Genomic DNA, 17,492 nt, shown 5'->3' on the forward strand with positions numbered 1-17,492 from the left:
CGGGCACGGGCGAACCAGCCCTTGACGAGGAACGGCACCGCGAGACCTGGCCGGGTTTGCCGCGCTGGGCGACGCTTGGGGCTAGCCGAAAGCCGACCCTGGCACTACTGTTCGGTAACACAGAATTTACGTGACGGCGCTCACTATCACATATGCGGAGGCGACGGACCCGATGGCTCTCGACGTCCCATACCGGTCGATTCCCGACATGTTTCTGCAGCGGGTGGCTGCCACGCCGGACCGGAACGCGATCGCCGGCCCGGCCCCCGGCGACTCCGGCCTGACCTGGATGACCTGGGCCGAGGTCGCCGGCCGGACCAGGGCGATCGCCGCCGGCCTGTACGGGCTGGGCGTCGGCAACGAGGACCGGGTGGCCATCCTGGCCAACACCCGGATCGAATGGGTGCTGGCCGATCTGGGCATCATGTGCGCCGCCGGCGCGACGACCACCGTCTACCCCACCACCGAGCCGGCCGACGCGGCGTTCATCGTCGGCGACTCCGGCTCGAAGATCCTGATCGCTGAGAACCGCGCCCAGGCCGACAAGATGGTTGGCGCGGACCTGCCCGCGCTGACCCACGTGGTGCTCATCGACGGAGCAGCCGACCCCGCCGCGACGGTCCCCCAGCTCACCCTGGCCGAGCTGGAGGAACGCGGCGCCCAGGCACTCGCCGAGGAACCCGGCCTGATCGAACGGATCGCCACCACCATCGAGCCGGAGCACCTGGCCACCCTGATCTACACCTCCGGCACCACCGGGCGGCCCAAGGGCGTCGAGCTGCTGCACCGGGGCTGGTGCTGGGAGGCTGTCGCCCAGTCCCAGCTGGGCATCATGAACCCCGACGACCTGCAGTACCTCTGGCTGCCGCTGTCGCACTCGTTCGGCAAGACCCTGCTATGCAGCATCATCCACGTCGGACTTCCGACCTACGTGGACGGCCGGGTGGACAAACTGGTCGACATGTTGTCGGTGGTCCGGCCCACGCTGATGTGCGCCGCCCCGCGGATCTTCGAAAAGGTCTACAACAAGGCGGTCACCACAGCACAGGAGGCCGGCGGCGCCAAGGCCCGGATCTTCGACTGGGCGGTCGGCGTCGGTCGCCAGCGGGTCGCCCGGCAACAGGCCGGCCGGCCGGTGTCGGGTGGGCTGAAGCTCAAGTACGCGATCGCCGAGAAGCTGGTCTTCAGCAAGCTCCAGGCCCGCCTCGGCGGGCACATCAACGCGCTGGTCTCCGGTTCGGCGCCGCTGAGCCCGGACATCGCCGAGTTCTTCGCCGCCGCCAACCTGCCGATCTGCGAGGGCTACGGGCTGACCGAGGCGAGCGCGGCCAACTTCGTCAACCGGCCGGTCCAGATCAAGATCGGCACCGTCGGGCAGGCGCTGGGCGACCTGGAGTGCCGCATCGACGAGGACGGCGAGGTGCTGCTGCGCGGCGCACCGGTGATGCGTGGCTACCACAACCTGCCGGCGGAGACCGCCGAGGCGTTCACCGCCGACGGGTTCTTCCGCACCGGCGACATCGGCAACCTCGACGACGAGGGCTTCCTGACCATCACCGACCGCAAGAAGGACCTGGTCAAGACGTCCGGTGGCAAGTACGTGGCACCGTCGCACATCGAGGGCCTGTTCAAGGCGGTCTGTCCGTACACCTCGCAGGCGGTGGTGATCGGCCAGGCCCGCAACTACTGCACCATGCTGGTCACCCTGGACCCGGACGCCATCACCGGATGGGCCGCCGACGGACCGCTGGCCGGCCGACTGTACGCCGAGATCGTCGCCTCGCCCGAGGTGCACACTCTGGTGGCGGGCTACGTCGCCGAACTCAACGCCAAGCTCAACCGGTGGGAGACAATCAAGAAGTTCGCTATCCTCAGTCGGGATCTGACCATCGAGGACGGCGAGATGACGCCGTCGCTCAAGATCAAACGCCGGATCGTGGAGAACAACTTCGCCGCCGAGATCGACCGGATGTACGCCGGTCAGCTCGCCGAGATCTGACCGTGGGGTCGGGCACCAGCCGCCGTCAGGCGATCATAGCGGGTTCCCGCCACTGGCGGCGGCTGGTGCGGTCAAGGTCGTAGCGCACGGCGGCGATCCGTCGTACCGCATCGGTCAGCACCGGCACCGGCAGGGTGAACGGCAACCGCAGGAACCGCTCCAGGGTGCCGTCGATGCCGAACCGGGGACCAGGGGCCAGTCGTACCCCGGACTCCTCAGCCGCCCTGGCGAGCGCGCTGGAGATCGGGCCGTCCAGCTCCGCCCAGAGGGTCACCCCGCCGTGCGGCACGGTGACCCGCCACTCGGGCAGCACGCTGGCCAGCTCGGCGAGCAACGCGTCCCGCTGGGCGGTGAGCTGCGCCAACCGGGCCGGCACGATGGTGTCCGCAGCGGCCAGCAGGTGGACCCCGACCAGCTGGTCCAGCACCGGACCGGCCATGTCCACCCCGACCCGCAGCGCGGCCAGTCGCTGCACCAACGGCGCCGAGGCCCGCACCCAGCCGATCCGCAGCCCACCCCAGTAGGGCTTGCTCATCCCCCCGACGGAGATCACCCGGGAATGCCGGTCGAAGACCGCGGTAGGCGGCGGCACCGGGGTGCCGTCCAGCGGCAGGTCCACGAACGACTCGTCGACCACCAGGTCGGTGCCGCTGGCGTGGGCCGCCGCGACCACCCGCTCCCGCAGCGCTGTCGACATCAGGTGACCGGTCGGGTTCTGGAACTCGGGGATCAGGTAGGCCAACCGGGGCCGGTCCTGCCGGATCGCGCCGAGCAGCAGGTCGGCGTCCCACCCGTCGCCGTCGGTGGTCGCCAGTCCGTGGGTGGCGATCCGGGCCCGGCGGGCGGCGAGCGCGGCGAGCGCGTTCGGGTAGGTGGGCGACTCGACCAGCACCGGCGCGCCGGCTGGCAGCAGCAGCCGTAGCACCAGGTCGAGGGCGTGCTGGGTGCCGCTGGTCACCATGATCTGTTCCGCGCTGGTGGGCAGACCACGCCGGGTGTAGCCCTGGGCTACCGAGGCCCGTAGCTCGGCAAGCCCGGTCGGGTAGTAGCCGGCGTGCTGCAGGTAGCGGGGCAGGTCCTCGGCGGCGGCCCGGGCCGCCGGCACCAGCTCGGGCGGGGCGGCCAGCGCCGCGTACCCCAAGTCGATCATGTCGGGGGCGGTCTCCGCAGTCCACAGCCCGGAGCTGGCGACCTGGTGGCCGCTGGGCAACGTGGTCCAGCTGCCGGCTCCCCGGCGGCTGGTCAGGTGGCCGGTCTCCCGCAGGCTGCGGTACGCGGCGGTGACGGTGGTCCGGCTGATCCGCAGCGCCTCGGCCAGTTCCCGCTCGGCCGGCAGCCGTACGCCGAGCGGCAGCCGCCCGTCAGCGAGCAGGCCGCGGACCGCCCCGGCCAACGCGGCGTAGTCCGGGTTGCGCCGCCGGCCGGGCAGGGCATGCCACTGGCCGAGCAGCCGGGCCAATTGGCTCCCCCGCACGATCACCGCCATAACCAGTTGCCTCCAATTGGCCGTACCGCCATCGCCGATTGGACTTCAGAGTGGCATGCATGACCAGAATTGGCAACGGCGGTGGACTCCGCTGCAGACCGGATCCCAACCCCGGTCACCATCCCGGCGGCCGCCCCGGCCGCCACCCGGGTCGGCGACTGCCCCGGCGGCTCGGACAGCTCTACGCCGGCCTCACCCTGTACGGCGTCAGCATGGCGCTGATGATCGAGTCGGATCTCGGGCTGAACCCGTGGGACGTCTTCCACCAGGGGTTGACCCAGCTGACCGGGCTGAGCTTCGGGACCGTCACGGTGCTCGTCGGCGGCGCCGTGCTGCTGCTGTGGATACCGCTGCGGCAGCGGCCCGGCCTCGGCACGGTCAGCAACGTGGTGGTGATCGGCGTCGCGGTGGACGCTGGCCTCGCACTACTGCCGGCACCGACGCACCTGCCGGTCCGGGGCACGTTCCTGGTCGCCGGGATCGTGCTCAACGGCCTGGCCACCGGCCTGTACATCGGGGCGCGGATGGGCCCCGGCCCCCGGGACGGGTTGATGACCGGCTGGGTGGCCCGGCACCCGCGCAGCTCGGTCCGGCTGGTCCGCACCGTGATCGAGCTGACCGTGCTGGCGTGCGGCTGGCTGCTGGGCGGCACCGCCGGGCTGGGCACCGTGCTCTACGCCGTCGGCATCGGACCGCTGGTGCAGTTCTTCCTGCCGCTGTGCACCGTACCCACCGACGCAGCCGCGCCCGACAGAACCGCGCCCGAGCCGGTCCCGGCGGTCAGTCATCCGGTGGACGGTAGCTGACACCGGCCCGGTCCAGCCGGCGCAGCTGCCCGGTCAGCCGGCTACGGAACTCCGCCCACACCCCGGGCGGGACCGCGCCGGTGTCGTCGGTCGGCACCGGTCCGGACCAGCCCACCTCGGCCAACGCCGCCAGCCGGGGGAAGGCCCGCCACCACACCCGCTGCTCGGTGGGCAGGTACTCGCTCCACAGCTGCCCCTGCACCCCGAGCACGTCGCCGGGCTGGAACCCGTACACCGTGCGCAGCGGCAGCACCCCGGCGATGGCCAACGGCTCGGCCGGATCGTCGGACTCGGCCCAGTCGAAGTACGTGTGGCTGTACGGCGCGGCGACCACCGGCAGACCGGCGGCCCGGGCCGCGTCGATCCGGTCGATGCCCCGCCAGGCGAAGACGGTGGCCCCGGCCGGTGCACCCCGGTCGAGCAGTTCGTCCCAGACTGCAGTCCGCCGGCCGTGGCCCGCCAGATGCTCGGCGAGCCGCCCGGTCCACCAGCCCTGCAGGTCCGCCACCCGGGGCAGGCCGAGTTCGGTGGCACGAGCGACGGCCGCCGGGTTCGCCGCCCACTCGGCGGTCGGCACCTCGTCCCCGCCGACGTGCACGTACTCGAACGGGAAGACCTCGACCACCTCGTCGAGGATGTGGTGCACGGCGGCCAACGTGGCCGGTTCCAGGTTGAGTACGTGGGTGGAGATCCCCCAGGTCGTCCCGACTGCCAACTGGCGGGTCGGATCGTTGCCGAACTCGGGATAGGCCGCGATCGCCGCCTGGGCGTGCCCGGGCAGGTCGATCTCCGGCATGATCCGCACGCCGCGCCGAGCCGCGTACGCCACCAGGTCACGCAGCTCCGCCTGCCGGTACCAGCCACCGTGCGGCACCCCGTCACTGCGGCCGTCCCGGAGGTGACCGGCCGGCGACGCCACGCGGAACCCGCCCACCTCGGTCAACCGGGGGTACCGCCGCACCTCGAACCGCCAACCCTGGTCATCGGTCAGATGCAGGTGCAGGGTGTTGAGCTTGTGCATGGCCAGCACGTCGACGTAGCGGTAGAGCAGCGGCAACGGGTGGCACCAGCGGGCCACGTCGAGCAGCGACCCCCGCCAGGGGTACGCCGGCACGTCGACGATCTCCACCATCGGCAGCCGCCACGGCACCCCGGTGACCGGGCCGGCCGCGTACACCTGCTCGGGCAGCAACTGCCGCAGCGTCTGCACCGCCCAGCGCAGCCCGGCCTCGGCGGCGGCCACCGCCCGGACCCCGGCCGGGTCGACCCGCAGCCGGTAGCCCTCGGCACCGAGCTCGGGATCATCGCGCACCAGCAGGCTGATCACGCCATCGCCGGGTGCCCCGACCGGCGGCAACGGCAGCCCGGTCGCCGGGGTGAGCAGCTCGCGCAGCAGGTCGGCGACACCGACCGGCGCGCACACGCTGGTCGCGGCATCGAGGGCGAAATGCCCGGCCTCACGGATCAGGTGGGTGGGACGTGGCAAAAGCATGTCCACAGCCAAGCACAGGAGTTCCGCCCGCGCGCCCGGCGCGGCATCATGGGCAGATGATGGACGAGGGGTGGGCTTGGTCGGACGCGTGGATCTTCGTCTCGGCGGTCATCGCGGGCAAGGTGGGTCGGCACCGCAGGTCGCCGCTGAGCCGTCGACCCGAAGGGGTACGTCTGGTCGACGTGCTCGCCACCGCCGAACACCTCAACCAGGCGATCCCCACCCGGGAAGAAATAGAGACCGGGGTACGCCGACTGCTCGGTGCCGACCTGATCTCGGTCAGCGACGGCTGGTTCCTGGTGACCGAGGCCGGGGAACAGCTGTGGCGGGACCGGCCACGCAGCGGTCTGACCACCACGGTGGACAGTGTGCACGGGGTGCTCGACCAGCGGTACGCCGCCACCGAGGCCGAGTGGCGGCTGGACGACCAGGACCACGCCGCCGCGATGCTCGAATACACCGGGCGTTTCCTGCCGCCGGTGCCCCGGCGTTCGGTGGAGAACTCCGCCGCCGCCCAGCAGGGCCGGGCCTGACCTCGGGCGGGTCGACGGGGTCGGCTACGGCGGTCAGCGCACCGGGTGGCCGGCGTCACGCAGCTCCTGTTTGACCGCGCCGATGGTCAGCTCGCCGAAGTGGAACACGCTCGCGGCGAGGACCGCGTCAGCCCCGGCGGCCACCGCCGGTGGGAAGTGCGCGGTGGCACCGGCACCGCCGCTGGCGATCACCGGTATGTCGACCACCGCCCGTACCGCAGCGATGAGCTCGACGTCGAAACCCGCCTTGGTGCCGTCGGCGTCCATCGAGTTGAGCAGGATCTCACCGGCACCCAGTTCGGCCCCGCGCCGCGCCCAGGCCACCGCGTCGATCGCGGTCCCCCGCCGACCGCCATGGGTGGTCACCTCGAACCCGCTCGGCGTGTCGCCGCTGGCGACCGTCTCCCGCCCGGCGCGGCGTACATCCAGGGACAGCACCAGCACCTGCCGGCCGAACCGGTCGGCGACCTCAGCGATCAGACCGGGACGGGCGATCGCCGCGGTGTTCACCCCGACCTTGTCCGCCCCGGCGCGCAGCAGCGTGTCCACGTTCTCCACCGAACGCACCCCGCCGCCGACGGTGAGCGGGATGAACACCGACTCGGCGGTCCGGCGGACCACGTCCAGCATGGTGCCGCGGGCGTCGGAAGAGGCGGTGACGTCGAGGAAGGTCAGCTCGTCCGCTCCGGCCGCGTCGTAGGCGGCGGCCAGCTCGACCGGATCCCCGGCGTCGCGCAGGTCGACGAAGTTGACCCCCTTGACCACCCGGCCCGCGTCCACGTCGAGGCAGGGGATCACCCGGACCGCGACGCTCACCCGGAAACCTCCGGGCGACCGGCGTCGCGCAGCGCGGCGAGCGCCTGCGCGACGCTGAACGCGCCCGCGTACAGCGCCTTGCCGGCGATCACACCCTCCACCCCGGCCGATTCCAGCGTGGCAAGCGCCCGCAGATCATCCAGGGTGGAGACGCCGCCGGAGGCGATCACCGGCGCGTCGGTCCGCGAGCACACCTCACGGAGCAGGTCCAGGTTCGGTCCCCGCATGGTGCCGTCCTTGGTGATGTCGGTGACCACGTACCGCGCGGCCCCGGCCTTGTCCAGCCGTTCGAGGATCTCGAACAGGTTGCCGCCGTCACGGGTCCAGCCTCGGGCGGCCAGCGTACGGCCACGCACGTCCAGGCCGATCGCCACCCGGTCGCCGAACTCGGCGACGATCCGGTCGCACCAGACCGGATCCTCCAACGCGGCGGTGCCGATGTTGACCCGGGCCGCGCCGGTGCCCAACGCGGCGGCGAGCGACTCGTCGTCGCGGATCCCGCCGGACAACTCCACCGCCACGTCGAGCTGCCGGACCACCTCGGCGAGCAGATGGGCGTTGCTGCCGCGGCCGAAGGCGGCGTCGAGGTCGACCAGGTGGATCCACTCCGCCCCGTCACGCTGCCAGGCGAGCGCCGCCTCCAGCGGATCACCGTAGGAGGTTTCGCTACCGGCCGCGCCCTGGACCAGGCGGACGGCCTGGCCGTCGGCGACGTCGACAGCGGGAAGCAGGGTCAGAGTCACGGATCGTCTCCTCGAAGATGGTGGGTGTCAGGTCCGTCGGCCGAGTGCGATGACCACGACGGCGGGTGCCACGAGCAGCAGTACGGCGATCAGCAGCAGGCGCAGCGCCATGTCGGGCACGGCCAGCCAGACGACCGCCAGCGCCGCCACGGTCAGCACTGCGATCCCGGCGCGTTCGGCGCGGCTGCGCCGGATGAACAACCGCCCGGTGCGCCCGCCCGGCCGGCGTGGGGTGAGCCGGCGCAGCGCGGACCGACGACGCTGCCGGCGGGCGCTGGTCCGGGCCCGGGCGGCCCGCTCGCGTTCCGCCTCGGCCAGCCGGGCGGCCCGGCGGCGGGCCCGTTCCTTGCTCACCGGTCCTCCCCTCCCGTCGTGGTCGGCGCAGTCAGCATGGCCAGCCAGTTGCCCAGCAGGGTGGCCCCGGTCTGGCCGGACTTCTCCGGATGGAACTGCGTCGCCGACAGCGCACCGCGTTCGGCGGCGGCCACGAAGCGGCCCCCGTGACCGGTGGTGGTGACCAGGGCGCCGGCGGCGGTCAGCTGATCGACGGCGAGCGCCGCGTAGGAGTGCACGAAGTAGAACCGGGCGTCGGCGGGCTGCCCGGCGAACAAGGTGCTGCCGGCCGGCGCGGCGACGGTGTTCCAGCCCATGTGCGGCACCCGCTCGGCGGGCAGCCGGCGAACCCCGCCGGGCAGCAGGCCGAGCCCTTTGGTGACCACCCCGTGCTCCTCGCCGTACTCGAAGAGGATCTGCATGCCGACGCAGATGCCGAGCACCGGGCGTCCCTCGGCGACCCGCCGGGCGATCACCGGCGCCGCGCCCAACTCGTCGATGCCGGACATGCAGGCCGCGTACGCGCCGACACCCGGCACCACCAGCCCGGCGGCGGCGTCGGCCGCGGCCAGGTCGGCGGTCACGGTCACCTGGGCACCGGCCCGGGCCAGCGCGCGTTCGGCGGAGCGCAGATTGCCGGAGCCGTAGTCGAGCACCACGACGGCCGGCGGTGGCGTGGCCATCAGTCACCTCCGGGTAGCAGCCAGAACACACCGGCGGCGACCGCCAGCAGGGCGAGCCCGGCGGCCAGGCCGACGGCACCGCGCCCGGCACCCTGACGATGCAGCGACCAGGCACCACCGACCAGCACCCCGGCCAGCGCGAACAGCGCTACCGGCAGGAAGCTGTCCACGTTACAGCGCGCCTTTGGTGCTGGGCACCGAGCCGGCCGACCGGGGGTCGATCGCCACCGCCTCGCGCAGCGCCCGGGAGACCGCCTTGAACTGGGCCTCGACCACGTGGTGCGCATCCGGGTGGCCGCCGTCGCGGGCGGCCCGCAGCACCGACACGTGCAGCGTGATCATGGCCGAATGGCCGAGTGACTCCCAGATGTGCCGGGTCATGCTGGTCGGGTAGACCGGCCCGATGTAGGGCGCCAGCGCCGGCTCGTCGTGCACCACGTACGGCCGGCCGGACAGGTCGACCGCCGCTCGTACCAGCACCTCGTCCATCGGAATGGTGGCCGAGCCGTACCGGCGGATGCCCGCCTTGTCGCCCAGCGCTTGGCGCAGCGCGGTGCCCAGCGCGATCGCCGTGTCCTCCATCGTGTGGTGCGCGTCGATCTCCAGGTCACCGACCGTCTGTACGGTCAGGTCGAAACCGCCGTGCCGGGCGATCTGGTGCAGCATGTGGTCGTAGAAGCCGACACCGGTGCCGATGTCGGCGGTGCCGGTGCCGTCGAGGTCCAGCTCCACCAGCACCTTGGTCTCGGCCGTGGTGCGTTCGACCCGCGCGGTGCGGTTCATCAGATTCCTTCCGTGGACGCTCCGGCCCGCAGGCCAGGGAGGAAATTTGCGGCTGTCTGCGACGTGGCGGCCCGTTCGGCCTTGGCGACCAGTTCGGTCATCGCGGCGAGGAACGCGTCGGTCTCCTGCGGCGTCCCAGCGGTCACCCGCAGCCAGCCGGCCAGCCCGACGTCGCGGACCAGCACCCCACGCTCCAGCAACGCCTGCCAGACGGCCCGCTGGTCGCCACCGGCGACGCCATCGACACCGCACAGCACGAAGTTGGCGTCGCTGTCCGCCACGGTGAGCCCGAGCCGACGCAGCTCGGCGACGATCCGGTCCCGCTGATGCATGATCACCCGTACCGTACCGAGCAGGGTGTCCCGGTGCGCCAGCGCCGCCCGGGCCGCCGCCTGGGTGAGTGCCGACAGATGGTAGGGCAGGCGGACCAGTTGGACCGCGTCGACCACCGCCGGATGCGCGGCCAGGTAGCCCAGCCGACCGCCGGCGAAACCGAACGCCTTGCTCATCGTCCGGGTCACCACCAGCCGTGGATGCGTCGACAGCAGCTGCACCGCGCTGGCCGTGCCGGGGCGGGCGAACTCGGCGTACGCCTCGTCGACGACGACCATGCCCGGCGCGGCGGCCAGCACCGCCCGCACCACCGCCGGGTCCAGGGCGGTCCCGGTCGGGTTGTTCGGGGAGCAGAGGAAGACCAGGTCCGGCTGGTGCTCGACCACCTGGCCGGCCGCGTCGTCGGCGGACAGGTCGAAGTCGGGTCCGCGCCGGCCGTCCACCCACCGGGTGCCGGTGCCCACCGCCAGCAGCGGATGCATCGAGTACGCCGGGGTGAAGCCGAGCGCCACCCGGTCGGGACCGGCGAACGCCTGCAGCAGCTGCTGCTGGATCTCATTGGAGCCGTTGGCCGCCCACACCCCGGCGGTGGTCAGCCCATGGCCGAGATAGCCGGCCAGGTCGGCCCGCAGCGCGACCGCATCCCGGTCCGGGTAGCGGTTGAGTTCCCGCAGTTCGGCGGTGACCGCCTCGGCGATCGCCTCGACCACGACGTCCGGCAGCGGGTAGGAGTTCTCGTTGGTGTTGAGCCGCACCGGCACGTCCAACTGCGGTGCGCCGTACGGGCTGCGCCCGCGCAGATCGTCGCGGATCGGCAGGTCGTCCAGGGTGATCGGGCCGGTCATCTGGTCACCGTCGATCCACCCGCGATCGGGGAAACGGCCGGTGAGTTCGCTGCCGGGGCGGCGCTGCCGGTCGGGTCGGCGAACCGGGCCCGGACCGCCTGCCCGTGCGCCGGCAGGTCCTCGGCCTCGGCCAGAGTGACCACGTGGTCGGCGACGTCACGCAACGCGTCCGCGTCGTACTCGACGAGGTGGATGCCGCGCAGGAAGGACTGCACCGACAGACCCGAGGAGTGCCGGGCGCAGCCGCCGGTGGGCAGGACGTGGTTGGAGCCGGCGCAGTAGTCGCCCAGCGACACCGGGGCGTACGCGCCGACGAAGACCGCCCCGGCGTTGCGGACCCGCAGCGCCCACTGCCGGGCGTCCCGGGTCTGGATCTCCAGGTGCTCGGCGGCGTACGCGTCGACCACGGCCAGACCGGCGTCGAGGTCGTCGACCAGGACGGTGCCGGACTGCTCGCCGCCGAGCGCGGTGGCGATCCGGTCGGCGTGCCGAGTGGCCGGCACCTGCCGGGCCAGCTCCCGGTCGACCGCGTCGGCCAGCCCGGTCGACGGGGTGACCAGCACGCTGGCCGCCAACGGGTCGTGCTCGGCCTGGCTGATCAGGTCGGCGGCGACGTGCACCGGGTCGGCGGTGTCGTCGGCGAGAATGGCGATCTCGGTCGGGCCGGCCTCGGCGTCGATGCCGACCACCCCGCGCAGCAGCCGCTTGGCGGCGGTGACCCAGATGTTGCCCGGCCCGGTGATCACGTCGACCGGGGCGCACCGGTCGGTCCCGTCCGGATCGACGGCGGCACCGTAGCCGAGCATCGCGACGGCCTGGGCGCCGCCGACCGCGTACACCTCGTCGACGCCGAGCAGGGCGCAGGCGGCCAGTACGCGGGCGTCGGGCAGCCCGTCGTTGTCGCGCTGCGGCGGGCTGGTCACCACCAGCGACGCCACCCCGGCGACCTGGGCGGGTACCACATTCATCACCACGGTCGACGGGTACATCGCCAGCCCGCCGGGCACGTACAGCCCGACCCGGCCGACCGGCACCCAGCGTTCGGTGACGGTGCCTCCGGGCACCACCTGGGTGGTGACGTCGGTCCGGCGCTGGTCGGCGTGCACCCGCCGGGTCCGGTCGATGCATTCCAGCAGCGCGGCCCGGACCCCGGGGTCGAGGTCACGCTCAGCCGCGGCGAGCGCCTCGGTGGGCACCCGCAGCCGGTGCGGGCTGACCCCGTCGAACCGCTCGGCCGCCTCCCGGATCGCCGGGTAGCCATGGTCACGGACCGCCTCCACCAGCGGGCGGATCCGCTCGACCGCCGCGGAAACGTCGAGCTGGGCACGGGGCAGCAGGCCACGCGGGTCGCGTGACCCGCCTCGCAGGTCGATCCGGTTCAGCACGCCTGCGAGTCTAGGCGTCCTCCCACTGGCCGGACGCCGCCCGTCCAGCGGACGGGACAGTGAGCGTGACCACGCTAGGCTCGACCGGTGGGTCAGCGGCTACCGGTCTTTCCGCTCGGGACGGTGCTCTTCCCCGGGTTGGTGCTGCCTCTGCACATCTTCGAGGAGCGCTACCGGGCGCTGGTCCGGCATCTGACCAGCCTGCCCGACGGGGTCCCCCGGGAGTTCGGGGTGGTGGCGATCCGGCGTGGCTGGGAGGTGCTGCCGACCGCCGGGCCGCCGGGCGCGCCGACGCCGACCTCGGTGAGCCTGCACGAGATCGGCTGCACCGCGCAGCTGCGGCAGGTCACCGAGCTGCCGAACGGACGGTACGACCTCGTGACGGTGGGTCGGCGCCGGTTCCGGATCACCGACCTGGCCACCGAAGGTACGCCGTACCTCACCGCGTCGGTGCAGTGGCTGCCCGAGCCGACCGGGTCCGAGGAGCTGGCCGACCTGCTGGCGCCGCAGTTGCTCGCGGTGTTCCGGCAGTATCTCGACCTGGTCCGGACCGACTCGGCCGAGATCACCGAACAGCTGCCGGAGCAGCCGACCGTGCTGTCCCACCTGGTGGCGGCGACCGCCGCGTTGCACATCAGTGAGCGGCAGGCGCTGCTGGCGGAGCTGGACACCGCCCGGCGGCTACGGGCCGAGCTGCGGATGCTCAATCGGGAGGTGGCGCTGCTGCGCCGGGTGCGGGCGGTGCCGGTCCCGTTGCCCGAGTTGGCGATTCCGGCGAGTCCGAACTGATCCGCGGATCGGCGGCGACGTCCGGGGCCGGCTCCGGACGCAGGTCCGGGTGGTCGGGTCCGGCCCCGACCAGGTCCGGCTCGGGACGCAGGTCCGGGTGGCTGGACCAGCCGGCCAGCATGGTGTACGCCAGCACTGCGCCGAGCGCCGGAGCACCGAACGCGCCGGTGACCGTCGGCAGCACGCCGAACCACAGGTCGAAGTCGCCGGCCTGCAGATCCGGTGGCCGCTCCAACTGGGCACCGAGCGCCGCCGTCTCCAGTGCCCGCTGGTAGCCGGCCAGGCCGATCTGCCGGCCGAGGGTCCAGGCCAGCGCTGCCGCGCCGAGCCCACCGACGGTGACGGCGACCAGCCCGTACGGTCCACGGGACCGGGGCAACGACGCCCAGACGACGATCCCGGCGAGGATCCCGTAGCCGACGCCGAGCATCGCGAACCAGCCGTCGGCGGCGACGAAGTACTCCGGGGCGCCGCCGCGTACCGCCGCGCCCTGCTCGGTTCTGACCACCGGAATCCAGGGGGCCAGCATCGACCAGGCGACGCCGAGCGGAGCACCACCGACGGTGATCGCGGCGGCGACGTACAGCCCGGGCCGACGCCAGATCCGGCGCCGGCCGGCGGCCCGGGTGGGCTCCACGGCGCCGGTGTCGGGCGGCGGCGCCGGCGACGCCCCGGACGGGCCGGTCGGATCACCGGGTGGGCCGGCGTCAGCGGTGGAACTCACCCGTCGATCCTCTCGCAGATCTCAGCCGGCCACGGCGGTGGGGCCGAGGAGCGCTTTGAGGTCTGCCATCAGGGCGGTGGTCGGGGCGACCCGGTGCGGGCCGAGGCGCAGCAGGGTGGCGCGGCCGCCGTTGACGAGTTTGACGTGTACCTCGGCCGAGCCGGGGTGGCTGGTCAGCACGTCGCGGAGGCTGTCGACCAGGGGTGGGGTGCAGCGGGCCGGGGACAGTGCGATCACGATGGGTTTGATCTCGTCGGCGGCGGTGATCTCCGGTACGGACAGGTCCATCGCCATCAGTCGGGGCTGGTCGTCGCGTCGGTCGACCCGGCCCTTCACCACGACGATGGCGTCCTCGGCGATGTACTGGCCGACGAGTTCGTAGGTGTTCGGGAAGAACAGCACCTCGACGGCGCCGCCCAGGTCCTCCAGGGTGGCCGACGCCCACGCCCGGCCCTGTTTGGTGATCCGCCGCTGCACCCCGGAGAGGATGCCGGCCAGGTTGACCACGGTACCGTCGGCGACCGCGCCGTCCTCGGACAGGGCGGCGATGGACATGTCCGCCGCTGCGGCGAGGACATGCTCGACACCGAACAGCGGGTGGTCGGAGACGTACAGGCCGAGCATCTCCCGTTCGAAGGTGAGCAGGTCGGTCTTGTCCCACTCGCCGTCCGGGATCGGTGGGGTGACCACCATCGGACCCGCGCCGCCGCCGGCCGGGTCGGCGGCGCCGAACGCGTCGCCGAACAGGTCGTACTGGCCGACCGCCTCGTTGCGTTTGAGGTCCATGAACGAGTCGATCGCGTCGGCGTGCACGGTCAGCAGGCCCCGGCGGGTGTGCCCCAGCGAGTCGAACGCCCCCGCCTTGATCAACGACTCGACGGTACGTTTGTTGCAGGCCACCGCGTCGACCTTGCGCAGGAAGTCGTAGAAATCGGTGTAGGCGCCCTTGTCCTTGCGGCACCGGGCGATCGCGTCGACCACGTTCGTACCCACGTTACGCACGGCGGCCAGGCCGAACCGGATGTCGGCGCCGACGGCGGTGAACCGGGCCCCGGAGGCGTTCACGTCCGGCGGCAGCACCTTGATCTTCATCCGCCGGCACTCGGCCAGGTAGACGGCGGCCTTGTCCTTGTCGTCGCCGACGCTGGTCAGCAACGCGGCCATGTACTCGGCCGGGTAGTTGGCCTTGAGGTACGCCGTCCAGTAGGACACCAGGCCGTAGCCGGCGGTGTGCGCCTTGTTGAACGCGTAGTCGGAGAACGGGACCAGGATGTCCCACAGCGTCTTGATCGCCTCGTCGGAGTAGCCGTTGTCCCGCATGCCCTGCGAGAACGGCACGTACTCCTTGTCCAGGATCTCCTTTTTCTTCTTGCCCATCGCCCGGCGCAGCAGGTCCGCGGCGCCGAGCGTGTAGCCGGCCAGCTGCTGGGCGATCGCCATGACCTGCTCCTGGTAGACGATCAACCCGTAGGTGTCGCCCAGGATGTCGGCGAGGGGTTCGGCCAGCTCGGGGTGGATCGGCACCACCGGTTTACGGTTGTTCTTGCGGTCGGCGTACTCGTTGTGCGCGTTGGCGCCCATCGGACCCGGCCGGTACAGGGCGAGGACGGCGGAGATGTCCTCGAAGTTGTCCGGCACCATCGAGCGCAGCAGCGACCGCATCGGCCCGCCGTCGAGCTGGAACACCCCGAGCGTGTCACCACGGGCGAGCAGCTCGTAGGCGCGCTTGTCGTCCAGCGGCAGATCCTCCAGGACCAGGTTGAGGTTCTGGTTCTCGGCGATCCCGGCCAGGCAGTCGTCCATCACGGTCAGGTTGCGCAGCCCGAGGAAGTCCATCTTCAGCAGGCCGATGGACTCACACGCGCCCATGTCCCACTGGGTGATGATCGCCCCGTCCTGCTCCCGCTTCTGAATCGGCAGCACGTCCACCAAGGGGTCCCGGGACAGGATCACCCCGGCCGCGTGCACCCCCCACTGCCGTTTCAGCCCCTCCAGGCCCTTGGCCGTGTCGACGATCTTGCGGACCTCGCCGTCGGACTCGTACAGCGCCCGGAACTCCACCGCCTCCGGGTAGCGCGGGTGTTTCGGGTCGAAGATGCCGGTCAGCGGGATGTCCTTGCCCATCACCGGCGGCGGCATCGCCTTGGTGATCCGGTCACCCATCGCGAACGGGTAGCCGAGCACCCGCGCCGCGTCCTTGATCGCGGCCTTCGCCTTGATCGTGCCGTAGGTGATGATCTGGGCGACCCGCTCCTCGCCGTACCGCTCGGTCGCGTAGCGGATCATGTCACCGCGGCGACGCTCGTCGAAGTCCATGTCGATGTCCGGCATCGACACCCGGTCCGGATTCAAAAACCGCTCGAACAGCAGGCCGTGCGGGATCGGGTCCAGCTCGGTGATGCCCAGGGCGTACGCGATCAGCGCCCCGGCCGCCGAACCACGGCCCGGACCGACCCGGATCCCTTCCCGCTTGGCGTAGTGCACCAGGTCCGCGGTCACCAGGAAGTAACCCGGGAAACCCATCTTGAGGATCACGTCGAGCTCGTACTCGGCCTGCCGGCGGTGCCCGTCGGGCACCCCACCCGGGAAGCGGCGCTCCAGCCCGCGCAGCACCTCGGCCCGCAGGAACGACTCCTCGGTCTCCCCGGCCGGTACCGGGAACTGCGGCATCAGGTCCCGCGACGAAAACAGGGCCGAATAGTCGCCGATCTTCTCGGCGATCTCGAGGGTGTTGTCACATGCCCCCGGCACTTCGGCGTCCCACAGTTTCCGCATGTCCGCCGCGGATTTGAGATAGAAGTCGCGGGCGTCGAACTTGAACCGTTTCGGGTCCGCCATCGTCGAACCGGACTGTACGCACAGCAGCACCTCGTGCGCGTCCGCGTCGCGTTCATGGGTGTAGTGCAGATCATTGGTTGCGACCGGTTTGAGATTCAACCGCTTACCGAGCCGGATCAGATCGTCCCGGACCCGGGTCTCGATACCCAGTCCGTGATCCATCAGCTCCAGGTAGAAATTGTCGGCACCGAAAATGTCGCGGAATTCGGCCGCCGACGCGCACGCCTTCTCGAAGTCACCGATCCGCAACCAGGTCTGGACCTCACCGGACGGGCACCCCGTGGTCGCGATGATCCCCTTGCCGTACTCGTTCAGCAGTTCCCGGTCCGCACGCGGCTTGTAGAAGTACCCCTCCAGGCTCGCCCGCGAGCCCAGCCGGAACAGGTTACGCAGGCCGTCCGCGTCCGCCGCCAGCATCGTCATGTGGGTGTACGCGCCACCACCGGATACGTCGTTCTCCCCACCCTCGGCCCACCGTACCCGGGTCCGGTCCCGACGGTCCGTCCCGGGTGTGAGATACGCCTCCAGGCCGATGATCGGTTTCACCCCGGCGCCGGTCGCCTGCTTGAAGAAGTCGTACGCGCCGAAAAGATTGCCGTGGTCGGTCATCGCCAGGGCCGGCATCTCCAGACGGTTGGCCTCGGCGAACAGTTCCTTCAACCGGGCCGCTCCATCGAGCATCGAATACTCTGTGTGCACGTGCAGGTGCACAAAACTATCGGACACCGACCCGGCCCCCTTCTCCCGTCCCGGCACGACCAGCGAACCCTATCGTGTCGCCAGCGGCCCCGCACCGAGGCGCGCGGGGACCGCAGCCGCACGGCCGGCACGACTTTCACTCGCCCCCGACTCACGACACTCCCAGGAGAGTACGAGCTCCACCCGACAACACTGTCAGCGAGGG

15 protein-coding genes and 1 pseudogene are annotated in these 17,492 nt (G+C 71.7%); 4 read left to right on the top strand and 12 right to left on the bottom strand.

Translation table 11 applies throughout. The features are described 5' to 3' along the window. Positions 1-172: 172 nt before the first annotated feature. Entirely contained in the window at positions 173-1,999 is a 1,827-nt protein-coding gene (locus tag O7610_RS10580) for an AMP-dependent synthetase/ligase (protein ID WP_281550573.1), read from the top strand. 25 nt (positions 2,000-2,024) lie between these two features. On the opposite strand, the gene yczR is transcribed toward O7610_RS10580, so the two are convergent. After that, positions 2,025-3,485 (bottom strand): MocR-like transcription factor YczR, encoded by a 1,461-nt coding sequence (gene yczR / locus O7610_RS10585; protein WP_281550574.1) that lies wholly within the window; start codon positions 3,483-3,485, stop codon positions 2,025-2,027. Positions 3,486-3,544: 59 nt separating this feature from the next. Here yczR and yczE point away from each other — a divergent pair, with 59 nt between their 5' ends. Continuing rightward, a complete protein-coding gene (yczE, locus tag O7610_RS10590; protein WP_281550575.1) occupies positions 3,545-4,291 on the top strand; it encodes a membrane protein YczE in 747 nt (248 codons plus the stop codon). Here yczE and O7610_RS10595 read toward each other — a convergent pair. After that, entirely contained in the window at positions 4,266-5,783 is a 1,518-nt protein-coding gene (locus tag O7610_RS10595) for a beta-N-acetylhexosaminidase (protein ID WP_281550576.1), read from the bottom strand. The two genes, yczE and O7610_RS10595, sit on opposite strands and share 26 nt — an antisense overlap. A gap of 56 nt (positions 5,784-5,839) precedes the next feature. On the opposite strand from O7610_RS10595, the gene O7610_RS10600 reads away from it, so the two are divergent. Beyond that, a complete protein-coding gene (locus O7610_RS10600; RefSeq protein ID WP_281550577.1) occupies positions 5,840-6,316 on the top strand; it encodes a hypothetical protein in 477 nt (158 codons plus the stop codon). Between the two features lie 33 nt (positions 6,317-6,349). Here O7610_RS10600 and hisF read toward each other — a convergent pair whose 3' ends face one another. The 8 genes and pseudogenes from hisF to hisD all read right to left on the bottom strand — a co-directional run. Further along, positions 6,350-7,132, bottom strand: a complete 783-nt coding sequence (hisF, locus tag O7610_RS10605) for an imidazole glycerol phosphate synthase subunit HisF (RefSeq protein ID WP_281550578.1) — start codon at positions 7,130-7,132, stop codon at positions 6,350-6,352. Beyond that, positions 7,129-7,875 (bottom strand): bifunctional 1-(5-phosphoribosyl)-5-((5-phosphoribosylamino)methylideneamino)imidazole-4-carboxamide isomerase/phosphoribosylanthranilate isomerase PriA, encoded by a 747-nt coding sequence (priA, locus tag O7610_RS10610; protein ID WP_281550579.1) that lies wholly within the window; start codon positions 7,873-7,875, stop codon positions 7,129-7,131. The genes hisF and priA overlap by 4 nt, the downstream gene beginning before the upstream one ends. A 27-nt stretch (positions 7,876-7,902) precedes the next feature. Continuing rightward, the gene (locus tag O7610_RS10615) at positions 7,903-8,229 is read right to left on the bottom strand and encodes a hypothetical protein (RefSeq protein WP_278170174.1); all 327 of its coding nucleotides are present in this window, start codon (positions 8,227-8,229) and stop codon (positions 7,903-7,905) included. Next, positions 8,226-8,891 (bottom strand): imidazole glycerol phosphate synthase subunit HisH, encoded by a 666-nt coding sequence (gene hisH / locus O7610_RS10620; protein WP_289213168.1) that lies wholly within the window; start codon positions 8,889-8,891, stop codon positions 8,226-8,228. The genes O7610_RS10615 and hisH overlap by 4 nt, the downstream gene beginning before the upstream one ends. After that, positions 8,891-9,061, bottom strand: a complete 171-nt coding sequence (locus O7610_RS10625) for a CG2302 family histidine operon protein (protein WP_281550581.1) — start codon at positions 9,059-9,061, stop codon at positions 8,891-8,893. Before O7610_RS10625 ends, hisH begins: the two co-directional genes overlap by 1 nt. Position 9,062: 1 nt before the next feature. Beyond that, on the bottom strand, positions 9,063-9,674 hold the full coding sequence (gene hisB / locus O7610_RS10630) for an imidazoleglycerol-phosphate dehydratase HisB (protein ID WP_123602584.1): 612 nt from the start codon (positions 9,672-9,674) through the stop codon (positions 9,063-9,065). Beyond that, positions 9,674-10,852: a histidinol-phosphate transaminase gene (locus O7610_RS10635; RefSeq protein ID WP_281550582.1), complete on the bottom strand. Its 1,179-nt coding sequence runs from the start codon at positions 10,850-10,852 to the stop codon at positions 9,674-9,676. Before O7610_RS10635 ends, hisB begins: the two co-directional genes overlap by 1 nt. 80 nt (positions 10,853-10,932) lie before the next feature. Further along, positions 10,933-12,237, bottom strand: a pseudogene (hisD, locus tag O7610_RS10640) (histidinol dehydrogenase); the annotation flags it as partial. A gap of 87 nt (positions 12,238-12,324) precedes the next feature. Between hisD and O7610_RS10645 the strand changes: the two are divergent. After that, entirely contained in the window at positions 12,325-13,026 is a 702-nt protein-coding gene (locus tag O7610_RS10645; RefSeq protein ID WP_281550583.1) for an LON peptidase substrate-binding domain-containing protein, read from the top strand. Here O7610_RS10645 and O7610_RS10650 read toward each other — a convergent pair. Next, positions 12,941-13,750: a DUF2567 domain-containing protein gene (locus O7610_RS10650; RefSeq protein ID WP_289213169.1), complete on the bottom strand. Its 810-nt coding sequence runs from the start codon at positions 13,748-13,750 to the stop codon at positions 12,941-12,943. The two genes, O7610_RS10645 and O7610_RS10650, sit on opposite strands and share 86 nt — an antisense overlap. Positions 13,751-13,771: 21 nt before the next feature. Then, on the bottom strand, positions 13,772-17,314 hold the full coding sequence (dnaE, locus tag O7610_RS10655) for a DNA polymerase III subunit alpha (RefSeq protein WP_289213170.1): 3,543 nt from the start codon (positions 17,312-17,314) through the stop codon (positions 13,772-13,774). Positions 17,315-17,492 lie beyond the last annotated feature (178 nt).

Source organism: Solwaraspora sp. WMMA2065 (assembly GCF_030345075.1).
Classification (GTDB): domain Bacteria; phylum Actinomycetota; class Actinomycetes; order Mycobacteriales; family Micromonosporaceae; genus Micromonospora_E.

What these genes read in the sequence shown, in the direction of transcription:
- hisH (WP_289213168.1), bottom strand. Translation starts at nt 8,891, where the DNA reads ATGGCCACGCCACCGCCGGCCGTCGTGGTGCTCGACTACGGCTCCGGC.
- O7610_RS10600 (WP_281550577.1), top strand. Translation starts at nt 5,840, where the DNA reads ATGATGGACGAGGGGTGGGCTTGGTCGGACGCGTGGATCTTCGTCTCG.
- yczE (WP_281550575.1), top strand. Translation starts at nt 3,545, where the DNA reads ATGACCAGAATTGGCAACGGCGGTGGACTCCGCTGCAGACCGGATCCC.
- O7610_RS10595 (WP_281550576.1), bottom strand. Translation starts at nt 5,783, where the DNA reads ATGCTTTTGCCACGTCCCACCCACCTGATCCGTGAGGCCGGGCATTTC.
- yczR (WP_281550574.1), bottom strand. Translation starts at nt 3,485, where the DNA reads ATGGCGGTGATCGTGCGGGGGAGCCAATTGGCCCGGCTGCTCGGCCAG.
- hisB (WP_123602584.1), bottom strand. Translation starts at nt 9,674, where the DNA reads ATGAACCGCACCGCGCGGGTCGAACGCACCACGGCCGAGACCAAGGTG.
- O7610_RS10635 (WP_281550582.1), bottom strand. Translation starts at nt 10,852, where the DNA reads ATGACCGGCCCGATCACCCTGGACGACCTGCCGATCCGCGACGATCTG.
- O7610_RS10580 (WP_281550573.1), top strand. Translation starts at nt 173, where the DNA reads ATGGCTCTCGACGTCCCATACCGGTCGATTCCCGACATGTTTCTGCAG.